Consider the following 25,534-nt stretch of genomic DNA (forward strand, 5'->3'; position numbering starts at 1 on the left):
ATGAAATCTCTCCCCTCCATATTATTAATAGGTATTAGTACCCTTGCCGCCTGTTCCGGAAATCAGCAACCCCCTTTCCCCCGGTACGCTGACTTTCCGGAAACAAAGGCGATCAAGGCACAGGTCGCAGACCTGGATACTGTCCTGCTCCGTTACCCATTCCGGGTAGCGGTCAGGGATAGTATTGCCGTGGTGATGGACCTGCATAATATGGATCATTTCCTCCATGCTTTTACCTATCCCGGATGGAAGCATCTCGCCTCCTTCGGCAAACGCGGGGAAGGACCGGAAGAAATGCTTTTTGCTGAAAATATCCAATTCAACTCCTTAGACTCTTTATGGGCGATCGACGCCAATAAGATGGAGATTACACGTTGGAAAATATCTCCTTCTACCCGCTCAGCGGAGCGCGTCGAAGAGATCAAGCTGGATAAGGAATTAGTACGTTCACTGGACTTTCATACGATGGAATCGGGGTTTTTCATTCCGGATTACATGGGAGAGTTCCGGTATTGGGAAGTTGGCAACAACGGCAAACCTCTTAAAAGCATCGGAGAAATACCCTCCGAAACAATCGACGAAAACACCGTCCGCCCGGCACTTGCCCAGGCATGGCGAAGTTTTATGGATTACAATCCCGACAACGGTATCCTGGCAATGGCTACCCAACTAGGAGAAGTCTTTGAAATCTTCAATCTCAAAGAGAACACCCATAAAGTGTTCTACGGTCCCGAAGGCGAACCACAATACAAACCCGCCAACGACGGCACAGGCGTTCCCACCGGGATTATGGGATTCAGTGACATTAAGGTGACAAGCAAATACATCTACGCTGTTTTTCAAGGCATTAAGTTCAACGACAAAATTGCTGCTATCAAGCAAGGAAAAGAACCTGAAAATGGAGCAAAGTATATCTATGTATTTGATCTCGATGGAAACCCGATACGCAGATATGAACTCGACCACCGTATCAACAGTATGGATATTAACGAAGAAACAAATACGATTGTCGCCACGGCAGCCAAAAGCGATGACCCGATCATAGAATTTAAGATTTAGCAAACGATATGAAAACCTGGAATCTAACCATATTAACACTAGTATTACTACTCTTCTCCTGCCACAACGAACAGAAAGAGAAGGAAAATAAGATTGCGCATCTGGTCACCGAATGGCAAGGGAAACAAATACAGTTTCCTGAAAACCTGACCTTCACACGCTATCTGACAGATACTACGGATTTTCGGATTCCGCAATCCGAATACAAAGTATTAATATATGTTGATTCCATGGGTTGCACCAGTTGCAAACTGCAACTTCATAAATGGAAGGAACTGATCGAATACACTGATTCAGTAACACAAGGAAAAGTTCCTTTCCTCTTCTTCATGCATCCTAAAGATGCCAAAGAAATACGTTACCTCCTAAGACGAGACGCATTCGATCGTCCTATCTGTATTGATATAGACGATCGACTAAACAAACTGAACAAGTTCCCGGCAGACATAACTTTCCAGACATTCCTGTTGGATAAGGACAATAAAGTCACTGTATTAGGAAATCCGGTACATAACACGGCTGTGAAAGAACTGTATCTGAAACAGATCACAGGCAAAGACAGCCCGAACAAAAACATACCGAAAACAACAGCCGAAGCAACAAAGACAGAAATCGACTTCGGTACTTTCGACAAATCGGAAGTAAAGGAGACGACCATAGAAATAAAAAACACCGGGGACAATCCCCTTGTGATAGTGGACGTAAGTACCACCTGTGGCTGCACAGCAGCCACCTATGACAAACGACCTGCAAAACCCGGAGAAACCCTTCGGGTAGGAATTAAGATGACACCGAAAGACACAGGTTTCTTCGATGAAGTCGTTACGATCAAGTACAATAGTATTAACAATCAACCTGTCAAAGTAAAGATAAAGGGGAATGTTCGGTGATCGAACGAATGGGAGTTTGCTGCACGACAGCAAATAGTACAAGCAAACTCCCGGAGACCCCGAAAAGGAGGTGTATCAAGGTTATATAACCGACAAAATAGAATGATACAGGTGTCATTCGACTATCTAATCCGAAGAATAGTAGGCAAAGATAGAAAATAGCCTGATTAAATAATGATTTTAATAAATAATTAAACATATACGGATATGAAAAAGTTATTCGGCATCATGGCTCTAGCTGCGATAGCAGCTGCAGCAGGTTGGAATTTCAGCCAAAGTCAGAACGAAGTGGAACTGTCAGACTTAGCACTGGCTAATGTGGAAGCACTAGCACGTAATGAAACACTTTCAGGTTCGCATTATATCATAGTTGTATATCCAGGTCCTAATGCAGAAGCACAAAGAAGATGTGACGACGGTGGTCAAAGTTTCTGCTTCTAAACTATAAATTTATCTCGTATAAGTTTTGTATTAAACTTATACGAGATTATAAAATATTCTATCCATCCACCACTTTTACTTTTATTATAATGAAATACTTAATACTCTCATTATTAGTCATATTTTCTTTTTCATGTTCAAAGAAAGAACAAATAGATAATGTAAAGATTATTTCCTTTGATGATGAAACGAACATTGACATCAAAGATAAAATTACATGTAAATTCATTCCTCTTGAAACCACAGACAGTTGTCTATTTGGTGATATCTTTGCAATTAATATTGTTAACGACAAAATATACACCATCAATAGGAAAGGGAATTATCTATTAGTTTTTGATATATCCGGAAAATTCATTACACAAATTGGAAGAAGAGGAAATGGACCAGGTGAATATATGTCATTAAATAATTTGCATATTGACAAAGAGAAACAAACAATCACCCTGGCAGACTCATATCAAGATAAATTATACCATTACAATTTGAATAATTACAAATACGAAAAGGGGCAAACAACATTCTATTTTTCTGATTGTTGTTGGTTACCTGACGGAAATATTGCCTGGGCATTCCATGGAGGATACAATACAGGAAAAAGAGATCCACATTACATAAAAATAACGGATTCTCAACTAAATACTATAAAACTTTTATACCCTACAAATTTCACACCGGAATCTCCAATGGTTCCTGGAAGACTCTTCTATACGTTCAATCAAAAATGTTATCTCAATATCCCTTATATACCAACAATATATGAAGTAACATCTGAAAAATTAATACCGACATACCAAATAGAACTCGGAAGACAAAAATTTGCATCACCGGAATGGTTAAAAGAAAATGCTGAAAAGAACCTTTATGGCACAATATCCCAAACTAATTACATTTCTGGTCAACAAATTCAAGAAACAGACGACTATATTTGTATTGAATATTACGCCAAAGGTTTGAATTCGCACATCGGATTTTATAACAAGAAGACCGGCGAATCTTTTAAATACAAAAAATCAGATTTTATAAAACAGACAGGATTAACCGGTTTTTTTCAACTCAAAGGAACATATGAGAATTATTTCATATTTACAATGCTACCTGATGCTTTAAAAAACAGTTATACTACTATTCCTGAATTAAAACCTATCATTGAAAACATAAAAGAAGATGACAACCCGATTCTTTGTTTAATAAAATTCAAATAAAAGCAACAAACATGAAAAGTTTATTAATATTTTGCTTATTTCTATTTATAGTATGCTCCTGTCAAAAAGGAACCATCATTAAAGATTATACTATATCAACTAAATCAGATACACTGTCAGATAGCAAAATTTTATTCTCAACAGATGACAACTGTTATTTGTATGATTTAAAAATAACGGATAGCTTTTACTTATTCCTCGATGAGAAAAGTGATACCACATTCAAAGTATACAAGCAAAATAATATATCACAAACTTATAGCAACATATCAAAATATTCCCCAAAAGATATTTTTTCTAGACCTTTATTTACAAAGGAAATACATATAGAATCGGATGATACAGATGTGACTTATGTAGTTGATAACAATTCGTATTATAAGAATATAATATTACACACAAAAAATAACAATATAGAAATAAACACATTGAAATTTTTAAAACTAAACAATACCTTCAGTCGGGATTTCAATATCACAACTAAAGAAACATACGCTGTTCCACTAAATAGAAACACTAAAAATCCATTTTACTTCTTCAATCCTGATTCCGGTTATTATTGGGTAGATCCATCTCCCTCTATAGAAAAAGTGATGTCTAAAGATGTTTTATCGTATACAAATACTATTTGCCTGAACGAAAATCAAAACACAATTGTTTCTGCTTATCGCTTTACCAATTATGTATCTTTTTACGGATTAGACGGAACATTAAAGACGACTGTTAAATTTGGAGAAACATCTGTCATCCCCATAGTCAATCCTGACCGGGATGAAATAGATGTCAGAAATACTCCTAAATGCTTTACCTATATTTGCGGAACACCACAATACGTTTACTGCTTATATGATGGTTCTTCTGATTTCACAGCTCCCTCAAAAATAGTTATTTTCCAATGGAATGGAAAACATATAGCCACTTGCCAGGCAGACCGTAATCTACAAGCAATAGCTGTAGATAAAAATGATAAGTATATTCTAGCCATAGCATCCAACAAAGATGGACAAGATATTATTAAATATGACTTAGAATAATGTATAAATAAACAAACACATATGCACAATCTGAGAAATAAAGTAAATAGGGGATTGTTGATGAAAAATCTTTTTACAAAAGGTATAAACATCTTATTAGTTGTTTTTCTAATAGCTTGTACTACGCAGCATGATAAAAAAATGGAACAAGCTCTCGAGAATGCCCAAGAAAACCGGCAAGAACTTGAAAAAGTATTTAGCCATTATGAAAAGGATTCAACAAAACTCGCTGCTGCTCGTTTCCTGATTGAGAATATGTCCTATCATTTCACACAGGAACAATATTATACTTCTTCCGAAAAAGAACGATATCGACCGGACGTTGTAAATTTCGACGGATTTCAATCCGTAAAAAGTCACTGTGACTCATTAACAAGAAGAGGATACAAAATCAAAACACATAACAAATACGATATATCGACACTTGACAGTCACTTTCTTATTGATAACATAGAACTGGCTTTTACTGTCTGGCAAAAGCCATGGGCAAAAAATGTTTCATTCAATGATTTCTGCAAATACATCCTCCCCTACCGCGCACAATGTGAAGAGGTTTCTCATTTGAGAAGAGAAATTATGGAACGTTTCGTTCCCATACTGGATTCAGCGAAAGTAAAAACTCCCTTAGAGGCATGCTTCGTACTTAATGAGCATCTGAAAGGCATTATGAAATATGGACAGACTGGTCTTCCACTCTATCCGACCATTGACGAAACCTACCGTTCCGGAATCAGCCAATGCGAAGGATTATGCAATCTGGGTACTTTTATAATGAGAGCTTGCGGCATTCCGGTTACAGTAGAACAAACGACCTGGACTAAAATGGACTTGGGCCATAGCTGGTGCGTAGTTTTAGACAATGGAAAATTCTACAGCTTCGGACCGGGAGAAGATCAACCCGACACACATGCTCGCTCTTTCTCAGAAGTCAGACATAGACGACCGGCTAAAGTATATCGTTCACGTTTTAATCCTGACTTTTCTATAATGGATAAAAAAGACGACGGATATGTTACGACTCTAAAAAGTCCTCTAATCTATGATGTTACTAATGAATATCTGGATAAAACGACATTGATAAAGGTTTCTGTCGACAAAAATAACAGAAAAAAAGGAAAATCAAATCAAGTCTATTTATGTACTTATAACTATTATGAATGGTGCCCGATAGCGATCGGACATAGAAAAGATACCGTTTGTTATTTCGAAAACGTTGTTGGAGATAATATATTTATGGTTGCCGATTCACCGGATGGGAATAAATTACGAAATATTACTGCTCCTTTTTATACGGATAAAGATGGAAATATTCGTAAATTTATCCCTCAAAAAGAGCATAAACAAACATTCACTTTGAATAAGCGTAAGAAAAAACTGGATCAGGAACATACACTACACTTTTGGGATACAGAGAAAGAACGTTTTATCCCGTTAGAATATGCAAGTTCAACTGATACAACACAAACATACGATCAAATACCCGCTAGTGCATTATTATGGTTCACTATTCCGGAAAGGATCGTTAACCAACGGATATTTTTTATTGAAAACGACAGTATAAAAAGCTATTAATTCGATGAAAGAGAATAGAAAAATACACAACCTGATCAACAAAGCCATCAATATTGTCTTCTGGCTATGTATGACAGTTACTCTATGGTTTGTTGTACAGGTATTCATCTTTGCCTCTTTCAAAATCCCCAGCGATTCGATGGAACCGGGATTAATTACAGGAGACAATATACTTGTCTGGAAACCGACCGTTGGACCTCGCATATTCAACCTGTTTGCCTCCATGAGAAACGAACAAACAGAGATTTATCGCATTCCAGGTTTCAATAAGATAAAACGCAATGATATTCTGGTTTTCAATTTTCCGCATCCAAACAGTTGGGATAAAATTGAAATGCATATACTCAAATATTACATCAAACGGTGTGTCGGAATACCGGGAGATACCTTATCCATCCGAAACGGATTCTTTCATGTGGAAGGTCTACAAACGCCTCTCGGCAATATGGATTCACAAAAAGGAATAGCTGCGACTGAGAAATTTCAAGACGGCATATTCCAGAGTTTCCCATTCGACAGCATCATCGGTTGGAACATCAAGGATTTCGGACCGCTCTATATACCAGCAAAAGGTGATTCCGTTACTTTAGATCGTACAAACTTCCGGTTATATAAAAAACTGATCGAATGGGAACAACAGGAAAGCCTTCAATACAAAGATTCTATGACTTTTCTTAACGGAAAGCCGATCTACGGATATCGTTTCCAAGAAAACTATTATTTCATGGCAGGCGACAAAGGCATGAACTCACAGGATTCACGCTATTGGGGATTACTACCTGAAGAATATATCGTCGGGAAAGCATGGATTATATGGAAATCGGTAGACCCATATACGGATAAATTCAGATGGGACAGATTTTTGAAAATTATTCACTAATAGAATTGATTATTAAGTAATCCCTTCATCTATGTATCAAAATTACAGTAATATGAAATTAAATCTGTTTGCCACAATTGTACTTGGGTTGTATCTGTTTCTTTTATCGGGATGCAGCAACACCAACAATAGACAATTGGAATTAGCCTTACAAACCGCAGGAAATAACCGGCAGCAACTTGAAAAAGTTATACAACATTATCAAGGAGATAAACAGAAAGAAGATGCTGCAAGGTTTCTGATACGGAATATGTTGGGAAAATACTATCAGGAAGGAGATCGAATTGATAAATTCCACCAGTTTATCGACTCTGCATACCAGATAAAACAAGAAGAATACGACCAGCAGACTATAAATGACACTTATAGGACAAACAACGAACACCAACAAAACGACGCTAAACGACAAGCAGACTTGCAACAACTAAATGCAAATTTCCTGATTACACAGATAGATGCAGCTTTTCAAGTATGGCAAAAACCCTGGAACAAACATCTTTCTTTTGATGAGTTTTGCGAATGGATACTCCCCTACCGGATTGGAAACGAATTGCCGGAGATATGGAGGGAAGAATACTATAATGCCTTTTCCGGATTATTAACGGACAGCATATTGACTGCCCGTGATGCCTGTATTGCCATCAACAATGAACTGATTAAATTACCGATCCATGTCTTTAACGATTTCCCAAAACCGGCGGACATAAAACCCAGTAGCCTTATCCATATAAAATTCGGTTTATGCGGGGACTATACCAACCTGGCAATATATGCCATGCGATCTGTAGGGATACCTGTTACAACAGGAAGTATTCCGCATTGGGGACATAGCAATAATAGCCACGCGTTCAATCTTCTAAATGGCGAAGACGGAAACTATTATGATTTTGCTGGAGGTGAGCACCATCCAGGGGATCATCTCAAACGTTTTGATGGCATACCGAAAGTCTATCAGAAAACATTTTCCGTACAACAGACTTCTTTAGTGATGACAAATACATCTAAAGAAGAAATTCCTGCATTCTTCAAAAATCCTTTCATGAAAGATATTACGGACCATTTTCCTGTTATTCATCCGCAGACCGTATCCATTCCATTGAATAGAACCTGCCACAATAAATATGCCTATCTATGCGTATTTGATCCGCAAGGGTGGTTCCCGGTAGATTGGGGAAAGATATCCGATAAGAAAGTGACATTCAACCATATCGGTCCTGATATTATCTATCAGGTCAACAGTTATGAGGATAACTCTTTGCAACCGTTAAGTTCTCCCTTTGTCGTCGATTCCACCGGAAAGGTTACTATTTTCGAATGCCGGAGAAAAAAAGAAGACCTGTACCTCGAACGCAAATACCGCGAACCCAAACATCTCGAAGCCATACCTCCGGCATTCGTTGGTGGCAGATTCCAGGGATCGGATTATGCGGATTTCCGGATAGCGGAAGATTTATATACGTTCACAGAAGCTCCAAGTTTCAAGTATACCACTATCGAGGTGAATCCTAAAAAGAGTTACAAATATTACAGATACCAGTCTTCTCCCAATCTACGGGGAAATATGGCTGAACTGGAATTTTACGATACAAATAGTCAGCAAATACTAAAAGGGGAAATTATCGGAACAGACAACACCAGCATCTACAACCCGCATGCGACCAAATATAATGTATTCGACGGAGACCCTCTCACCTTCTTCCACACACGCGACAGCATGAGTTGGGCAGGTCTGGCATTACCCAAGCCGGCACATATTAACAAAATACGCTATATCATCCGGAATGATGACAACGGAATACGAAAAGGTAATCTCTATGAACTTTTCTATATAGATGAATCGGGTACATGGGCCTCTGCCGGAAAACAAACGGCAGAGCAGGATGAATTATTAATATATAAACAGATCCCCCAAGGTACTTTATACTGGCTACGCAATTATACCAGAGGAAAAGAAGAACGGATATTTACGTATGAGAAGGGGAAACAGGTTTGGTGGTAAAAATAAGTCATAATTATTCAACACAATATTTTCAAAGCTTACAAAGAACGAATATCTTTACGGACAGACTGAAAAAACACTGGCAAATGAAATACTTTATACTCTCATTATCAATATTCTTATTATACTCATGTTCTAAACAGGAACAAGTAACTGATACTAAAAAAATTATTTTTAATGAAGAAGCTAATCCGGACTTTTTCAATACTCTCACATGCAAGTTCATTCCATTGGAAACAAATGACAGTTGTTTATTTAATGATATCAAAGAAATCCAAATTGTTGATAACAAAATATATATTATTGACAATAAAAGAAGTAAGTTACTTGTTTTTGATATTTCCGGTAAATTCATTACCCAAATCGGTAATTTAGGTAATGGACCTGGAGAATATCTAACACCTTCAAACTTCAATATTGACAAAGAAAAACAAACTATCACAATTGCAGATGTAGGTCAAAGTAAACTCTTATATTACGATTTAAATAATTATCAATACATAAATAGTCAAAAGGCATTCTATTTTTCTAATTGCAGCTGGTTACCAGATGGAAATATAGCTTGGGCAAAAGAAAATTGTTATGATTCAGGTAAAAGAGATCCACATTATGTGAAAATAACAGATTCTAATTTAAACACTGTCAATTTATTATATCCTACGGATTTTAAACCTGAGTACTTAATGGTTGCCGGATCATTCTTTTATACATTTAACCAAAACTGCTATCTTAATTTACCTTTCATTCCAACAATATATAAAGTAACTTCTCAAAAAATAACACCAGTTTATGAATTAGATTTTGGCAAACAAAAATTCGCATCAATGGAATGGTTAAAAAGGGAGGCTGAAAAAAATTATTATGGAACAATATCCAAAACAGAATATATATCTACACAAACAGTAAAAGAAACAGATGACTATATTTGTGTCGTATATTATGCACAAGGTCTAAATGCATATATCGGTTTTTACAATAAGAAAAATGGGGAATCTATTAAACTAAAAGGATCTGATTTCGCAAAACACACTAATTTATATGGACTTAGCCAAGTCAAAGACACATATAATAATTATTTCTTATTCTCCATGTTAGCTTGTACACTAAAAACATATAAAAGTTCTCTACCGGAATTACAACCTATTATCAAAGATATAAAAGAAGATGACAATCCAGTCATTTGTCTATTAAAGTTCAATTAGAATTATACAATTAAATAAAAATTGCATATGAAATATATATTATTATTTCCACTTCTATTTATGGCTTTTTCATGCCATAAAGGAACAAAGATCAAAAATTATAACATATCTACAAAAGTAGACAAACAACTGGCTGGTGAAATTCTACTCTCAAAAGATGATCACTGCTATTTTTATGATTTAAAAATAACAGACAATTTCTATTTATTTCTTGATCAAAAATCTGATACAATACTTAGAGTATATAAACAAGATAATCTATTTACCCTTCATAATAGCTCATGCAGAAGTTCGGGAAAAGATAAACTATGGAAGCCTTTGTTTACAAAAGAAATACAGACTAATTCTAATGATAAAGATATTACCTTTTTGGTCGATGAAAATCAGTATTATAAAGACATAACCCTAAACAATCAAAATAGTGATATAAAAATAAACACATCTAAACTATTAAATCTTAGAAATGTATCAGGTCGTGATTTTAACATCACAACCAAAGAGGTATACGCTATTCCTGTAAATAGAGACAGTAAAAGTCCATTCTTTTTTTTCAATCCTGACTCCGGATTTTATTGGGTAGATCCATCTCCCTCTGTTGAGAAAGTGATGCCTAAGGATGTTTTATCATATATTAATACGATTTGCTTGAACGAAAGTCAAAATGCTGTCGTTTCTGCTTGCAGATTTACAAACTTTGTATCTTTCTACGAATTGAATGGAACATTAAAGACAACTGTCAAATTTGGAAACACACCTATCGTACCTGTTATTTCTCCCAATCAAATTGGCATAGATATTAGAAATACAACCAAATGTTTCACTTATATATGCGGAACACCACAATATGTATACTGTTTATATGATGGTTCGTCTGATTTCACCACTCCCTCAAAAATAGTAGTTTTCCAATGGAATGGAAAACATATAGCTACATGGCAAACTGATCGCATCCTGCAAACAATAGCTGTAGACAAAGAAGACAAATTCGTTCTGGCTATTGCATCCAACGATAATGGCCAGGATATTATTAAATATGACTTGAAATAAAATACAAATAGTACTATGCGAAACGAATTCTTTCATGTGGAAAGCGTACAAACGCCTCTCGGCGACATGGATTCGCAAAAAGAGATAGCAGCAACTAAGAAATTTCCGATTATCCGGAAATCAGTTGATCCGTATACAGATAAATTCCGGTGGGGTCGTTTTTTAAAAGTCATTCATTAAATCTAAAACAATGAAAAAAGTATTTATAACAGGAATAAACATACTATTAGCCGTTTTTCTTATGGCTTGCGCTTCATCGGATAGCAAACGTCTGGAGCAGGCACTCTTGTTTGCCGGAGATAACCGGGGCGAACTGGAAAAGGTATTAAGCCATTATGAGAATAATCCGGAAAAACTGGAAGCCGCCCGTTTCCTGATTCGTAATATGCCCCGATGGTACGGATATGAAGGATGGCAACTGGATTCTATCAAACCGGTATTGATACAAAAAGATAAAGGAGAAGCCGTTCCTAAAGAGGTGATAACAAAATGGCAACGGGTTTCTTTCTATTCACTGCCGAAAGTATATGACGCCAAAGTGATCACGGCTGATTACCTGATCGAGAATATCGACCTGGCCTTCGATGTGTGGAAAAGGTATCCGTGGAACCGGAATCTGGGATTCGATGATTTTTGCGAACTGATCCTTCCTTACCGGATCGGAGACGAGCCGTTGTCATCCTGGCGGAAGCTGTACCATGATTATTATACGGCCATACTCGACTCGGCTTATCAGGGGAATGATGTGATTGAGGCTTGCAAAGCCGTCGATAAAGATCTGAAAAGAGTTTATTACCGTTGGAACACGGATTTTAACATACCTCATCAAAGTGCGGACTTCCTGTTCTATCATCGCGTCGGTTTCTGTAGGGAGGCTTGCGATGTCACACTTTATGCCATGCGTGCCTGCGGTATTCCTGTCGCCAGTGAATATTTTGTTTATTCCCCTGAATACCAGCATCCTCACTTCTGGACAGTGCTACGCGATACGACCGGAAAGTTCATCCAGTTCGGTTTCAATGAGTTTGAAGCATCCCGCATAAATCCGGGTACCGATGGCAGAAAAAAGGGGAAAGTCTACCGCTACTGCTTCGGAGCACAGGATGAACCGTTTTCCGGAATTACAAAAGACAATAAAGTGCCGGCTTTATTCAGGGATCGTTTTATCAAAGATGTGACAGCCAATTATTTCGGTGAGAATGAAGTATCCGTCTCCGTGCAGTCTGCATACGATGATTATATCTATCTGGGCGTTTTCAGTCCGGGCGGATGGATTCCGGTCGATATCGCACACAACAACAAGGGGAATGTGACTTTCCGGAATCTGGAACCGGATGTTATTTACCAGCCTTTGATCTCGGACAGGCAAAACCACCGGGCAGCAGGTTTTCCGTTTATTTATAAGGATGAAACAGTTCATTTGCTAAAGCCGGATACGACCTCCATGAAAAAAGTTATACTGAAAAGAAAAATGTCGCTTATGCCAACTATTGCTGAATTTCTTTATCGGGCCATTATCGGATCAAAAATAGAAGTGAGTGCAGATCTTTCTTTTACCCGACCGGATCTGGTATATCAGTTCAATGATACATTGGATTACAATTATTATGAACTGACTCCACCGGATATTAACAAGAAATACAGATACATAAAATATATCGCTCCATCAGGAAAACGAATGGAACTCAGTGAGCTTTCTGTTTTCAAGGATTCCTTATGCAAAGAACAGATTCCATTAAAACGAATGAACGATATAGAACCTGTACGGGCATTGGATCATATAACAGACAGAGACATACTCAGCTATTTTCAGGCAAGAGATACTTCTTGTTTTATCACATATGATCTGGGAAAAATGACAACTATTGGAAAAGTCGTTTTCTCACCACGAAACGATGACAATTATGTCTGGCCGGGAAATGAATACGAGCTCTTCTATCAGGACGGAGTAAACGGGTGGAAATCGCTCGGGGTTCAAACGGCTACCGGCTGGGAACTGGAATACCGTGTTCCGGACAATGCGTTGTTATGGCTACGCAACCGGACCAAAGGACGGGAGGAACAGGTATTTATTTACAAAGAGGGGAAACAGTATTTTACGGTTGATTTATGAAATACAGACAATATATAAGTTACTCACTGCTCGCTATCAGCGGAATCTTTCTGCTGTGTACCGTTTTTGCTACAAACACAGGATTGGCTAACGGGCTGGTCACAGGGAAAGTTCTTTGGTTTCATCTGGCGATGTTGCTACTGGCTGCATGCAGTCTGGTGGCGGCTGTTCTGACGAAACCGGCAAAACCGTTTGTCTTTTCGGTCGCAGACGGATTGGTGCTGATTTTGGCGGCTATTGTTGCACTTACTTATAACCGGCAGCTGGATCCCGAACCGGAGAAAATGCTGTTTGGCGGGCAATTAGTCGTATTGTGGTTTCTTATCAAACTTTACTCGGAACCAGGATTCTTTCAAAAAGACAAGTTCTTCAAAGCGGCAAATGCCGTATTGAAAAAGGAACCAAAAGTAAAGAGCACGGCTATCCGGGAAATGCGGGAAGAGGTCAAGATATTAATTCAAAACAGAAAATAAGTTTTATTCGGCATAATATTTTCAATAGGTAAGAAGTTTTCTATATCTTTACAAGCAAGGTGATTAAGCAAAAATACCTGAATTAAAATCTATCAGTGAAAATATAAATGAAGAATACAATCCGGTTATATGTTTGATGAAATTAAAGTAATATGAAAAGCATTTATACAATCTTAGTTATGCTTCTGACAATAATGGCAGGATGCGGTGGTAACAAAAAATCTGACTGTCAAAAGGAAGACTCTGATACTATTGCTATACCGGATACTTTTATTACGATTGACGTTAGTAAAAAATATCCTCTAAAAGAGTTAATTCTTCAGGATATTATGGATGTGGAATATATTGCATTAGAATCCACGGACGAATTTCTTTGTCAAGGCATCGTACAAGCCATAGGTAAAGAAATCATATTTGTGAAAAATGTCATCAACGATGGCGATATCTTTATCTTCGACCGAAATGGCAAAGGTTTGAGAAAGTTTAACCGGAAAGGGCAAGGTTCTGAGGAATATATATTCAACCTAAGTGCCTTCGTAGATGATAACAGCGGTGAAATATACATTGATGAAATAATAAGAAACGTTCTGGTATATGATTTTCAGGGAAATTTTTTAAAAAGTATCCCCAGAGGCGATAACAAATGGATTAATGCTACGAATTACAACCAGGATTATTTGATTGCCAGGGAATCACCTTCCATCCAGATACAAAATAAAACGGATTACCAACGTTTTGTTATCATTTCCAAACAAGACGGGAACATTGCTAAAGATTTTCGAATCTATTTTAAGAAGAAAGTTGAATGGGGAATAACCAACCGCGCAGAAAATACAGGGGGTGCCCCTCGTCTTTATCCTATCGTTCCTTACAATGATAGTTGGTTGCTAACGGAACCCTCGTCCGATACAATATTCAAACTCTCACCGGATTACAGTCTGACTCCTTTCATAGCCAGAACACCATCTATACAATCGATGAAACCAGCCGTATTCCTTTTACCATGTATATTTACCGATCGCTACTATTTTATGGAAACAGTAACGATGGATGCCGACATTTTAAGAAATGAGAAATTCCCAAAGACACATTTAATGTATGACAGAATAGATAATACATTATTCGAATATACTGTATTCAATGATGATTTTTCTGAAAAAGTCCCCGTGAACTTAACTATGCAGGAAACTACAAATAGTGAAATCGCCTTTTGTCAAAAATTAGAACCTCACGAACTTATTGAGGCTTACGAAAAAGGGCAATTAAAAGGGAAGTTGAAAGAAATTGCTGCGGAGTTGGAAGAAGATTCAAATCCTGTAATTATGCTGGTAAAATATAAAAAATAACTTCTATACCCTCTTATTCCCTTTTAAACCTATCTATCTCCATCTAAACCGTTTTTGTGTTTCGGCTGGAAGTTACTTTTGTAATGTTTTCGAAAACAGATGAAGTAATTTCTATTAACACTTAAAAAATTAAAATTATGTCAGTAAAGTATCGTTTAGTCGAACGTAACAACATGGGGAAAGACAAAGAAGAAACCCCGAAAAAGTTATATGCACAACCGGTTTATTCGGATTTGGTAGGATTTGAAGAATTATTGGGTGAGATCAGTGAAGCCGGTATTCCTTCCAACCAGGTAAAAGGGGTTATGGACCGTATGAACTACCTGATCAAAAAACATTTGGCAGCCGGACGACGGGTACAGTTCGGTGAATTCGGAAACTTCCGTTACGGGGTTGGTTCTACCGGAGCTGCTGAAAAAGAGGAATTTCAAACCAATATGATAAAAATCCCACGAATCATTTTCAGTCCGGGAGCGACCTTGCGTAAAGCCCGTAAGGATGCTAATTTCGAGAGAAAGGAAGAGATTGTTACCAAAAATGACGGCGGTGGCAACGGTGGCGGCGACAGACCGGAAATTGAATAGACGATCTGATTTCAAGTTGCTGTAATGTAAAAAGGGAGTGCTTCTACGTTTTGAGGCACTCCCTTCTTTTATCCCTTCCATATATATTATAAATTCCTCTGTCAAAATAAGAATCATTTCCTTTGGCTTTGTCCTGATATTTACATACATTTGTTGGCAGTAACCTTGTTAGAATGAAGACTTTAGACAAAATCACATATTTATGAGACTACACTTATTCTATTTCGTTCTATGCTTTATCCTTTTGTCCTGCCAGTCTGATAAATATCACTGGAAAAACCAGGATGACAGAATGGTTCTCATGTCCGGAAAAACGGTTGTCGGAGAGTTGAACCCTTCCGTAACAAAAGGAATGAATCGTACAGATCAGATTGAAATGCTCGATTCCTGTACGTTTAAGATCACCTGCCAATACACAGCATTGGAAGACATGGAAACGGCCAGGATCAACCTGGATTTCGTACACAAATCCGCCTCCGATTACTGGATGATACCTTCCGTCTCTTACAACGGAAACAACTGGGGACGGGGAAAAGAACCCAAAGGTGCACAGCAAAACGGGAAATGGCGAACTTATTCCTACCGCAGCACACCCATTCCCGGAGCAACCTACTCGGAAGGAACACGGTTTGCCGTTGCCATGTGGAGCGACGTCCCCCAGAATGAAAAAGAGAGTATCTCCTGTTCCCTGATGCCGGACAGGGAGACCACTACCCACCGGCTTATCTGGCCGGAAGAAGAAATGCCGGTCATGTATGCAGCCAGGGACCGCTACAAACCGGGATATCAGAAACAGGAAAAATTATCCAAAGGGGAAACGGTCACATTGACCGCTTATCTCTCCGTCTGCGACGTGCAGCCTCATCATTATGCCATGCATAACTTTTTGCACGAAGCCTGGGAGCGTGCCGACAAACAAGGGACAGCCATTTATCCACCCGCCAAAATATGGGAACTGGGCCTCCGGTATGCTAAAGAATATCTTTGGACGAAAGAGGGTGCTTTCAGTGGATTTACAATCGGTTTCTCGCCGGATAAAAGCGGGGAATGGAGTAAACGGAAAGGATACGAAATAGGTTGGTGCGGACAAAATGCGTCTTTTGCCAATTCACTGCTTTTCGATTATATCAAACATAATAACAAAGAATCTCTGGACAAAGGGGTAGCCACCCTCGATGCATGGGCCAAACTCTGCCGGCTGCCCAACGGACTTTTTATCACGAACTATGACCGTATCTCCGGCCAGAGAAGCCAGATCGACAATGTCGTCATAGATGCCTGCAACCTGGGAACGGCCGCCCTGAATTATTTCGAAGCGACTGAACTGGTGAAAGCCTGCGGACTGGAAAGACCGGATTATGAAAGCCTGGCTTTCGGTATCTGCGATTTCGTCAGAAACGACCAGCAGGACAACGGAGTATATGGCCGCGGCTGGTATCCGAACGGAGAATGTTTCTACCGGGAAGGGACTATCGGTTGTTTTATGGTTCCCCCCATGCTCGAAGCATTCTCACGTTCGAAAGACTCCACCTATTTATCTTCCGCAACCCGGGCTTACGATCATTATGTGAGCGAACTGAAAACAAAAGGATATTCTACGGCTGGGGCTTTGGATACCTGGTGTATCGACAAGGAGTCATCCATTTCCCTCCTGCGCTCGGCTTTGAAGCTGTATAACCTGACAAGCAACAAAGAATACCTCGATGATGCCGTTGCCGTCTCCTACTATCTGTCCACCTGGTTGTGGCATTATAACGGCATTTATCCGGAAAACGACAACTTCACCCAATACAACTATAAGACTTTCGGTGCAACTTCGGTTTCCGTGCAGCATCATCACCTGGACCCGTACGCTTTGTTCTGGGTGCCGGAATGGTTCGAGCTGACGAAACTGACAGGAGACAGCCAGTGGAAAGAAAAAGCGATTGCCATCTGGAATAACGGTTGCCAACTGATATCCGACGGTACACTGGTGATAAACGGACGTGTCCGCCCTGTCGGTTCCCAGAATGAAGCCTATCTGCAAAGTCACTGGAACTGGGATGCCGCACCTCATTTCGACCGGATCAATTCATGGCTGGTGGCCTGGCCCGGTGCTTTCAGGCTGGAAACTTTGAGGAAGCTGGATGCCATCGATGCACCACAAATACAGTAAAAAGTTGTATGTGAACATTTAAAAATAATATCATGAGAAAGTTATTCATCAGTGCCCTTGCTTTTCTGGCACTTCCTTTGTTTGCTCAAAAAGAGGCAAGCATCCGTGTGTATCCCCAGCAAGGAACACAACAAATCAGCAAACACATCTACGGACAGTTTGCCGAGCATCTCGGAACTTGTATTTATGGCGGCCTTTGGGTGGGTCCCGACTCTGACATACCTAATACACAAGGGTATCGTAATGATGTGCTCAACGCCCTGAAAAAGTTGCAAATCCCCAACCTCCGCTGGCCGGGCGGCTGCTTTGCCGATGAGTATCACTGGATGGACGGTATAGGCCCGAAAGAGAACCGTCCGAAAATGGTCAACAACAACTGGGGCGGAACGATCGAAGATAACAGTTTCGGAACCCATGAGTTCCTCAACCTCTGCGAGCTGCTGGGATGCGAACCTTATATCAGTGCCAATGTCGGAAGCGGTACGGTGGAAGAAATGGCCAAATGGATTGAATATATGACTTCGGAAGGTGACAGCCCGATGGCACGCCTGCGCCGTCAGAATGGCCGCGACAAAGCCTGGAACGTAAAATTCATCGGGGTCGGTAACGAAAGCTGGGGCTGCGGAGGCAGCATGCGCCCGGAATATTATGCCGACCTGTACCGCCGCTACTCTACCTGCTGCCGCAACTACGACGGAAACCGTTTATTCAAAATTGCCAGCGGTGCCAGCGACTACGATTATAACTGGACGGAAGTACTAATGAAAAACGTTGGCGGCCGCATGGACGGGCTTTCCCTGCATTACTACACCGTTTCCGGTTGGAACGGCAGCAAAGGCTCGGCAACAAATTTCAACAAAGACGATTATTACTGGACAATGGGGAAATGCCTGGAAATAGAAGATGTGATAAAAAAGCATATCACGATCATGGATAAGTACGACCCTAAAAAGAACGTAGCCCTGATGCTTGACGAATGGGGTACCTGGTGGGACGAAGAACCCGGAACCATCAACGGTCATCTTTACCAGCAGAATACCATGCGCGACGCTTTCGTTGCCGCCTTGTCCCTGAACGTATTCCATAAATACACCGACCGTCTGAAAATGACCAACATCGCCCAGATTGTCAACGTTCTCCAATCCATGATTCTGACCAACGGCCCGAAGATGTTACTGACGCCTACTTATCATGTATTTGAAATGTACAAAGTGCATCAGGATGCTACATTCCTGCCGATGGACCTGATCTGTGACAAAGCCCGGGTACGCGACAACCGCGAAGTCCCGATGCTGAGCGCATCCGCTTCCAAAGATAAAAACGGTCTGATCCACATCACGCTGGCAAACGTAGACATCGACAATACGCAAAACATCACGCTTGACCTGCAAGGCCAGAAAATATCGGGCGTAAATGGCCGCATCCTGACCTCCGCCTCCATCAACGACCATAATACGTTCGAAAAACCGGACGCAGTAAAACCGGTGGCTTTCAACGATGCCAAAGTGGAGAAAGGGCAGCTGAAAATCAATATTCCGGCCAAATCCATCGTTGTACTGGAAGTGAAGTGAATTTTTCAGGGTAAGGATATTTTATTTCGGCCGACATCTCAAATCAGAAGAATATTATCTTGCCGTTCGTAAATAGTTTTCTACCTTTGTCAGCAAAATGAAAAATACACTATCTAATTAAAATAAAAGAATTATGAAACCTACATTATTTCTATTGGCAGCCGGTATGGGCAGCCGCTATGGAGGATTAAAACAATTGGACGGACTAGGTCCTAACGGAGAAACAATTATGGATTACTCAATCTATGATGCTATTCAGGCTGGTTTCGGAAAGCTTGTCTTTGTTATCCGTAAAGATTTTGAACAGGATTTTCGTGATAAGATCATCTCAAAATATGAAGGTCATATTCCTTGTGAATTAGTATTCCAGGCATTGGATAACCTCCCCGAAGGATTTACCTGCCCGCCGGAACGTACAAAACCGTGGGGAACAAACCATGCTGTAATGATGGGTGACGGTGTGATCAACGAACCGTTCGCTGTAATCAACTGCGACGACTTCTACGGCCGCGACTCTTTCCAGGTAATGGGTAAGTATCTGGCTGCACTGCCTGACGGTTCCAAAAACACCTATGCAATGGTAGGTTTCCGTGTAGGAAATACATTGAGCGAAAGCGGAACCGTTTCACGCGGTATTTGCGGTACGGACGAAAACCAACTGCTGACATCAGTCGTTGAGCGTACCAAAATCCAGCGTATAGATGGCGAAGTAAAATATATCGACGACAACGGCGAATGGACAGCTACTCCCGACACCACTCCGGTCAGCATGAATTTCTGGGGCTTTACTCCTGATTATTTCGCTTACAGCAATGAATTCTTCAAAACATTCCTGAGTGATCCGAAAAACATGGAAAACCTGAAAAGTGAATTCTTCATCCCGCTGATGGTTGACAAACTGATCAGTGACAAAACTGCCACTGTAAAAGTTTTGGATACAAACAGTAAATGGTTCGGTGTCACATATCCGGAAGACCGCCAGGAAGTAGTCGACAAGATTCAGGCACTGGTTGATGCTGGTGAATATCCTGAAAAGTTGTTCTGATAAAACAGAAACATTACATAAAATTCCCGGTGGAACTACTATTTTTCAGTTATTCTGCCGGGAATTTCTTTTATTCTAGAAAAAAACGTAATATTGTCTCAAATTAGGAATTTGTGTACATGAACTTCAAAGAAAAGACAGACACAGAATTAGCCACACTACTCATTCGGGACAATGAAGCGGCTTTCAGTGAGTTATATGTGCGCTATAAAGATAAATTATACTATTTTTGCCTCCATCTGCTCAAATCGAAAGAAGAAGCGAACGACATTGTACAGGAAATATTTATCCGCTTGTGGGAATCGCGCTCCTTTATCAATCCGGAGTTGTCCTTTTCTTCTTTCCTTTATACGATGGCCCGGAACCGCATACTCAATTATTTCCGGGATATCGATATTGATGAGAAAGTAAAACAAATACTGTCTGCACAAAAAATTACGGAGGAAGAAGCGATTGACTCCAAAATCATCTATACTGAATATCAGATGATTCTCCAGAATGCAATCAGTCAACTCCCCCCGCAACGTCAAAAGATTTTTAATATGAGCCGTATCGAAAGTATGTCTCATAAAGAAATTGCTGCCGAATTAGGTATTTCAGTCAACACCGTACAGGAACATATTTCTGAGGCGCTCAAATTCATAAAAGTCTATTTCAGCAAGCACGCAGACATTTCTATAAGCCTGTTGCTGGCTGCTTTTATCCTATACAAATAATACTCAGTTTTTACTGAAAAAATCACCGGTCGTTTTCACTTCCTCCAGCTTTTCTTCTATCAGGGAAGTCAATTCCTTCACAACCTCCGGATATTTGGTTGCCAGATTATATTTCTCAGAAGGATCGGCATTAATGTTAAACAGTAACGGTAATTCTCCTTTAAAATAATCCAGTCCCAATTGGCTGTATGTTTTCACATGCAACTTCCATTGTCCTTTACGTACCGCCATCAGCTGATGGTCGATTCCAAAATAGAAGTATGGAGTTTCCGGTTTCGGAGCCACATTTTCATATCCGAGATAAGAGGCTATATTCTTTCCGTCAATAACACGGTCGGTTGGAATCGCTGCCCCTCCCATCCATACGGAAGTAGCGAAAACATCCATAGAAGTAATAACTTCTTCATTCACCTGCCCATTCAAATGGTCGGGCCAGCTAACAAAACAAGGTACGCGGACCCCTCCTTCCCAGGTACTGCCTTTACCGTCACGGAAGATACCGGCCGAACCGCCTTCCTCGTTCCGGGGCAACCAGGGACCGTTATCACTCATAAACCAAACAATCGTATTCTTGTCTATTCCTTCTTTTTTAAGAGCAGATAAAATTTCTCCCACTCCCCAGTCGATTTCTTCCACAGCATCGCCGTAAGTACCTCTCTTAGATTTGCCTATAAAAGCTTTTCCGGGATATAACGGGACATGGGGCATTGCATAAGGAACATATACAAAAAAGTTTTCTTTCTTATGTTTCTTAATGAACGATATAGCTTTTTCCGTGTAAAGGGCCGTCAGTTCCGACTGGTCCGGATTCATTCTTAGCGTATCATTCCCACACATCAAAGCAATATCCGGATATTTCGGGGGAATCATATCATTGCTATACGGAAGGCCGACATATTCATCAAAACCATTCTGCAAAGGCAGATATTCTTTCTTCGTACTACCTAAATGCCATTTACCATAAATAGCCGTAGCATAACCTTGTTCCTTCAGAAGTTCAGCTATTGTCAATTCCCGGGGATGAATACCTCTCTCCGCATCCGGACTCAAGACCCACCGGAAACCGGCACGAACCGGATAACGTCCCGTCAACAAAGAATAACGGCTTGCCGTTGAAGCCGGCGATGCACTGTAATAATTCGTGAAGCGCATACCATCCAAAGCCATTCGGTCCAGATTGGGTGTTTTTATATCCGGATGTCCGGTCACTCCTATATCACCATACCCCATATCGTCACAATAGATAATAACGATATTCGGACGGTCATTCTTATTTTCTTTAGCTGCAGCCTGACACAAAGATACCGACAGCAAAGCCAAACTTATTTTTATATGATTATTCATTCGTACTTTTATTTTTAGACGCGAGCTTCTCATGTTATTTGAAAACCTGTACCATCGGGCGGCCAATCCATACCTGCGGTTGTTTCAGGTTAAAAATATGAGCGATAGTAGCAGCCGTATCAAACTGCATCATACTTTCTGTAAATTCATACCCTTTCTTGATTCCTTTTCCGGAAATAATGAAAGCTGTTTCCATTTCCTGCATAGTCTTACCACCATGTCCTTTTTTGATTCCTCCGTGGTCGGATGTAACAATAAAGATCGTATCATCCAATATTCCGGCTTCTTTAACAGCTTCTACTATCTGGGCGATATAGCCATCCAGAACTTTCAACATATTATAGTATTCAGGAGTATCATGTCCGTCTGCATGCCCCACATGATCCGGATTATCAAAGATAACCGCACACAAGTTCGGTTTGGCCGATTTGATATAATCGACTGCATAACGAGCTGTTGCATCCGGTTCTTTCGATGCTTCCGCTACATGTTTGTCATAGCTCAATGCCAGTGTATCTATCACATAACGAATACCTTTCCATTCGCAAACGCAACCGATCTCCGCTTTGGCGTCCGATTCACGTAAAAGGCCGAATACTGTTGGAAATATGCCATCTTTACTCAATACACGCGACGGCAGTTCAGGAGTCCGTGAACCCCACTCCGTATATCCGTGTAGCTCAGGACCAGCCCCCATAAACATAGAAGCCCAGTTCACAGCGCTGGAAGAAGGTAGCACGCTTCTTTTTTTCAAAGTATAGGAACCTTCAGCCATTAATTTCTTCACGGTGGGCATTTCAGCTTTTTCCACACTATAAGCCCCCCAACCATCGAGACCGATCAATACTACATGTTTAGCTTTCCATTTAGCAGCAAATGAAACATTGGCAAATAGAAAAACAAAAGCAACGATATATAAATATTTTCTAGTGTTCATATTTATTATATTAAAAAATAAAGGTTGTCCCTATGAGAACATTGTCCGCAGAAACAACCTTTAAAAGTAATTGATGTTAATTATTCAGCGGTTTCCCAACCGGGGTTTTGTTTCAGTTTAGGATTCAAGGCAATTTCCTGTGTCGGAATCGGTTCCAGATAATATTTTTCCAACCAACCCGATGGTTTGGCAAACAAGATGGAATAGCCTTCATCGGCACCTCCGAGAATATTGAGTTTACTACCATAGTCACTGCTTTTTACCCATGCACCTAATGGTTGTTTATTCACATATTCTCCTTTTTTCCAACGTTTTAAATCACGGAAACGGAAACCGTCGCCCATCAATTCGATACGACGTTCACGACGAATTTCCCACAAAACAGGATCTACGCTCTGGTCTCTATTCAAATCGAAAGAAGCATCTATTTCCGATACATTCATAGCAGGAATAACCGCACGAACACGAAGTTTATTAATAGTGGCATCAGCTACAGATTGAGAGAATTCGCCCAATTCAAATTTAGCTTCTGCATAATTCAACATTACTTCTTCTATACCGAAAAGCAAATAATCGACGGTAGAGGAACGCAACGCCATATTATCGACGTGACGGTTATAATATTTCCAGAAATAGAAACCTAAGTGAGTAACCAGGAATCCCTGCCCGTTCGGATAGTTACGGAAGTGCGGAAAACCGGAAACCTGATAGCCGACGAAGTTAGAAACCGGCAAACTCTTACCCGTTGCCGAACCACCTATTTCTTCCATAAAGTCAATATATTCACGATCGCTGGCCACTCCGGTATGCTCCCAACCGAATGATGTACCGGCAGCACCAGTCAATTTTACTTTATACGGAGGAACTACCGTCCAATATAAACGACGGTCACGATGACGGAACTGAGCATTCAAATCCTTATCACCTTCATATACCTTACTGGTAGAAACCGGACGTCCGTCTGAACACAAATAGCTGTCAACTGCATCTTTTGTCAGATCGACATACCAGGCAGAAGAACGGATAACACGTGTAATACTATGTGTTACCATATCCGTTTCATATTGTTTTGCCAGGATCACACCTGCTTTTCCGACCAATTCTTCCGAGTTGTAAAGGTCATCATAATTAGGCATGATAGAAGGATAAGCACTCATCAACTTTTCTGAAGCATTAGCACAAGCTCTCAAATACGTTTCGCTATCATTCAATCCATGATATTTACGCCAGGTACCTTCAAATAATCCGAAACGTGAAATTAGAGCTCTGACCACATGAACATTAATTGTATTTGTTCCTGTACCACCTTCTTTGATGTGTTCTTCCGCCCATTGCAGATCTTCCAGGATATGCTTAGCGACTTCATCTCGCGGAGTACGTTCACAATAAAGATCCTCCGTATCCGTATCACTCAGCACTTTGTCGATCCAAGGCACATCGCCATAAGCAGCCATCATATCGAAATAACGTAACGCTCTGAAAAAGTAACCGACACTTCTCCAGTGGTCTTTATCGACATCACTCATGGAAGAACCATCAATATTCTGCAACATTATATTAACACGACGGATATACGTAAAACTCCAGGAATCGCTGGTTGCCGGTAATTTCTTTAACTGATATGCATAATCAGACTCTCCTCCGGAATTAGCATAAATGATATTATCCGTATCATACTCACTCGATATATTAGCCGGAGTATATCCCCCATCGGTTGGAAATCCGTTGAAATATTCATATAATCCCCAGGCATACGTTTTGAAGTTATCACTCGTTTTAAATGCAGTAGCTTCAGTCTGCTGGTCCAAAGGGATTTTATCCAAAAAGTCACTTGAACATCCCGTCAATCCCAAACCGGTTAAAGCAATAACCGGTAATACGATATATTTTTTCAAATTCATATTCTCTCTTTTTAATAGTT

Annotated in this window: 21 protein-coding genes; 18 read left to right on the forward strand and 3 right to left on the reverse strand. The window is 40.0% G+C overall.

The features are described 5' to 3' along the window. From DWW91_RS09610 to DWW91_RS09695, 18 genes are all read left to right on the forward strand, one after another. Positions 1-1,059 carry a BF3164 family lipoprotein gene (locus DWW91_RS09610; RefSeq protein WP_122327568.1) on the forward strand — a complete coding sequence of 353 codons (1,059 nt, stop codon included), beginning with the start codon at positions 1-3 and terminating at the stop codon, positions 1,057-1,059. An 8-nt stretch (positions 1,060-1,067) separates the two neighbouring features. Beyond that, positions 1,068-1,949: a DUF1573 domain-containing protein gene (locus tag DWW91_RS09615; protein WP_122327569.1), complete on the forward strand. Its 882-nt coding sequence runs from the start codon at positions 1,068-1,070 to the stop codon at positions 1,947-1,949. A gap of 207 nt (positions 1,950-2,156) precedes the next feature. Beyond that, positions 2,157-2,390, forward strand: coding sequence for an NVEALA domain-containing protein (locus tag DWW91_RS28020; RefSeq protein WP_233584452.1), 234 nt, complete (start codon positions 2,157-2,159; stop codon positions 2,388-2,390). A gap of 89 nt (positions 2,391-2,479) precedes the next feature. Next, positions 2,480-3,595, forward strand: a complete 1,116-nt coding sequence (locus DWW91_RS09625) for a 6-bladed beta-propeller (protein WP_122327570.1) — start codon at positions 2,480-2,482, stop codon at positions 3,593-3,595. A gap of 11 nt (positions 3,596-3,606) precedes the next feature. Beyond that, positions 3,607-4,629, forward strand: coding sequence for a hypothetical protein (locus DWW91_RS09630; RefSeq protein WP_147426539.1), 1,023 nt, complete (start codon positions 3,607-3,609; stop codon positions 4,627-4,629). Between the two features lie 141 nt (positions 4,630-4,770). Then, positions 4,771-6,201 carry a transglutaminase domain-containing protein gene (locus DWW91_RS09635; RefSeq protein WP_370449570.1) on the forward strand — a complete coding sequence of 477 codons (1,431 nt, stop codon included), beginning with the start codon at positions 4,771-4,773 and terminating at the stop codon, positions 6,199-6,201. A gap of 4 nt (positions 6,202-6,205) precedes the next feature. Then, positions 6,206-7,081, forward strand: coding sequence for a signal peptidase I (lepB, locus tag DWW91_RS09640; protein WP_122327573.1), 876 nt, complete (start codon positions 6,206-6,208; stop codon positions 7,079-7,081). A gap of 52 nt (positions 7,082-7,133) precedes the next feature. Continuing rightward, positions 7,134-9,080 (forward strand): transglutaminase-like domain-containing protein, encoded by a 1,947-nt coding sequence (locus DWW91_RS09645; RefSeq protein ID WP_233584453.1) that lies wholly within the window; start codon positions 7,134-7,136, stop codon positions 9,078-9,080. An 86-nt stretch (positions 9,081-9,166) separates the two neighbouring features. After that, positions 9,167-10,282, forward strand: a complete 1,116-nt coding sequence (locus tag DWW91_RS09650) for a 6-bladed beta-propeller (protein ID WP_122327575.1) — start codon at positions 9,167-9,169, stop codon at positions 10,280-10,282. 27 nt (positions 10,283-10,309) lie between these two features. After that, positions 10,310-11,329, forward strand: a complete 1,020-nt coding sequence (locus tag DWW91_RS09655) for a hypothetical protein (protein ID WP_046146684.1) — start codon at positions 10,310-10,312, stop codon at positions 11,327-11,329. 190 nt (positions 11,330-11,519) lie between these two features. Further along, positions 11,520-13,442: a hypothetical protein gene (locus DWW91_RS09660; protein WP_122327576.1), complete on the forward strand. Its 1,923-nt coding sequence runs from the start codon at positions 11,520-11,522 to the stop codon at positions 13,440-13,442. Further along, positions 13,439-13,915, forward strand: coding sequence for a hypothetical protein (locus DWW91_RS09665; protein ID WP_233584454.1), 477 nt, complete (start codon positions 13,439-13,441; stop codon positions 13,913-13,915). The genes DWW91_RS09660 and DWW91_RS09665 overlap by 4 nt, the downstream gene beginning before the upstream one ends. Positions 13,916-14,067: 152 nt before the next feature. Then, the gene (locus DWW91_RS09670; protein ID WP_122327577.1) at positions 14,068-15,261 is read left to right on the forward strand and encodes a 6-bladed beta-propeller; all 1,194 of its coding nucleotides are present in this window, start codon (positions 14,068-14,070) and stop codon (positions 15,259-15,261) included. 137 nt (positions 15,262-15,398) lie between these two features. Continuing rightward, entirely contained in the window at positions 15,399-15,845 is a 447-nt protein-coding gene (locus DWW91_RS09675) for an HU family DNA-binding protein (protein WP_007652717.1), read from the forward strand. Positions 15,846-16,047: 202 nt separating this feature from the next. Then, positions 16,048-18,000, forward strand: a complete 1,953-nt coding sequence (locus DWW91_RS09680) for a hypothetical protein (RefSeq protein WP_228100087.1) — start codon at positions 16,048-16,050, stop codon at positions 17,998-18,000. Between the two features lie 32 nt (positions 18,001-18,032). Next, positions 18,033-19,571, forward strand: coding sequence for an alpha-N-arabinofuranosidase (locus DWW91_RS09685; protein ID WP_122327578.1), 1,539 nt, complete (start codon positions 18,033-18,035; stop codon positions 19,569-19,571). A 133-nt stretch (positions 19,572-19,704) separates the two neighbouring features. Next, positions 19,705-20,616 carry a hypothetical protein gene (locus DWW91_RS09690; RefSeq protein ID WP_007652694.1) on the forward strand — a complete coding sequence of 304 codons (912 nt, stop codon included), beginning with the start codon at positions 19,705-19,707 and terminating at the stop codon, positions 20,614-20,616. Between the two features lie 119 nt (positions 20,617-20,735). Continuing rightward, positions 20,736-21,332, forward strand: a complete 597-nt coding sequence (locus DWW91_RS09695) for an RNA polymerase sigma-70 factor (protein WP_007652692.1) — start codon at positions 20,736-20,738, stop codon at positions 21,330-21,332. 3 nt (positions 21,333-21,335) lie between these two features. Here DWW91_RS09695 and DWW91_RS09700 read toward each other — a convergent pair whose 3' ends face one another. The 3 genes from DWW91_RS09700 to DWW91_RS09710 all read right to left on the reverse strand — a co-directional run bounded on the left by DWW91_RS09700 (position 21,336) and on the right by DWW91_RS09710 (position 25,514). Beyond that, positions 21,336-22,676 carry a sulfatase gene (locus DWW91_RS09700; protein ID WP_122327579.1) on the reverse strand — a complete coding sequence of 447 codons (1,341 nt, stop codon included), beginning with the start codon at positions 22,674-22,676 and terminating at the stop codon, positions 21,336-21,338. A 34-nt stretch (positions 22,677-22,710) separates the two neighbouring features. Beyond that, positions 22,711-23,613 carry an alkaline phosphatase gene (locus DWW91_RS09705; RefSeq protein WP_007652679.1) on the reverse strand — a complete coding sequence of 301 codons (903 nt, stop codon included), beginning with the start codon at positions 23,611-23,613 and terminating at the stop codon, positions 22,711-22,713. Between the two features lie 80 nt (positions 23,614-23,693). After that, complete coding sequence (locus DWW91_RS09710) at positions 23,694-25,514, reverse strand: RagB/SusD family nutrient uptake outer membrane protein (protein ID WP_122327580.1); 1,821 nt, start codon at positions 25,512-25,514, stop codon at positions 23,694-23,696. Positions 25,515-25,534 lie beyond the last annotated feature (20 nt).

It is taken from the genome of Parabacteroides sp. AF17-3 (assembly GCF_003635445.1).
Taxonomy (GTDB): domain Bacteria; phylum Bacteroidota; class Bacteroidia; order Bacteroidales; family Tannerellaceae; genus Parabacteroides; species Parabacteroides goldsteinii.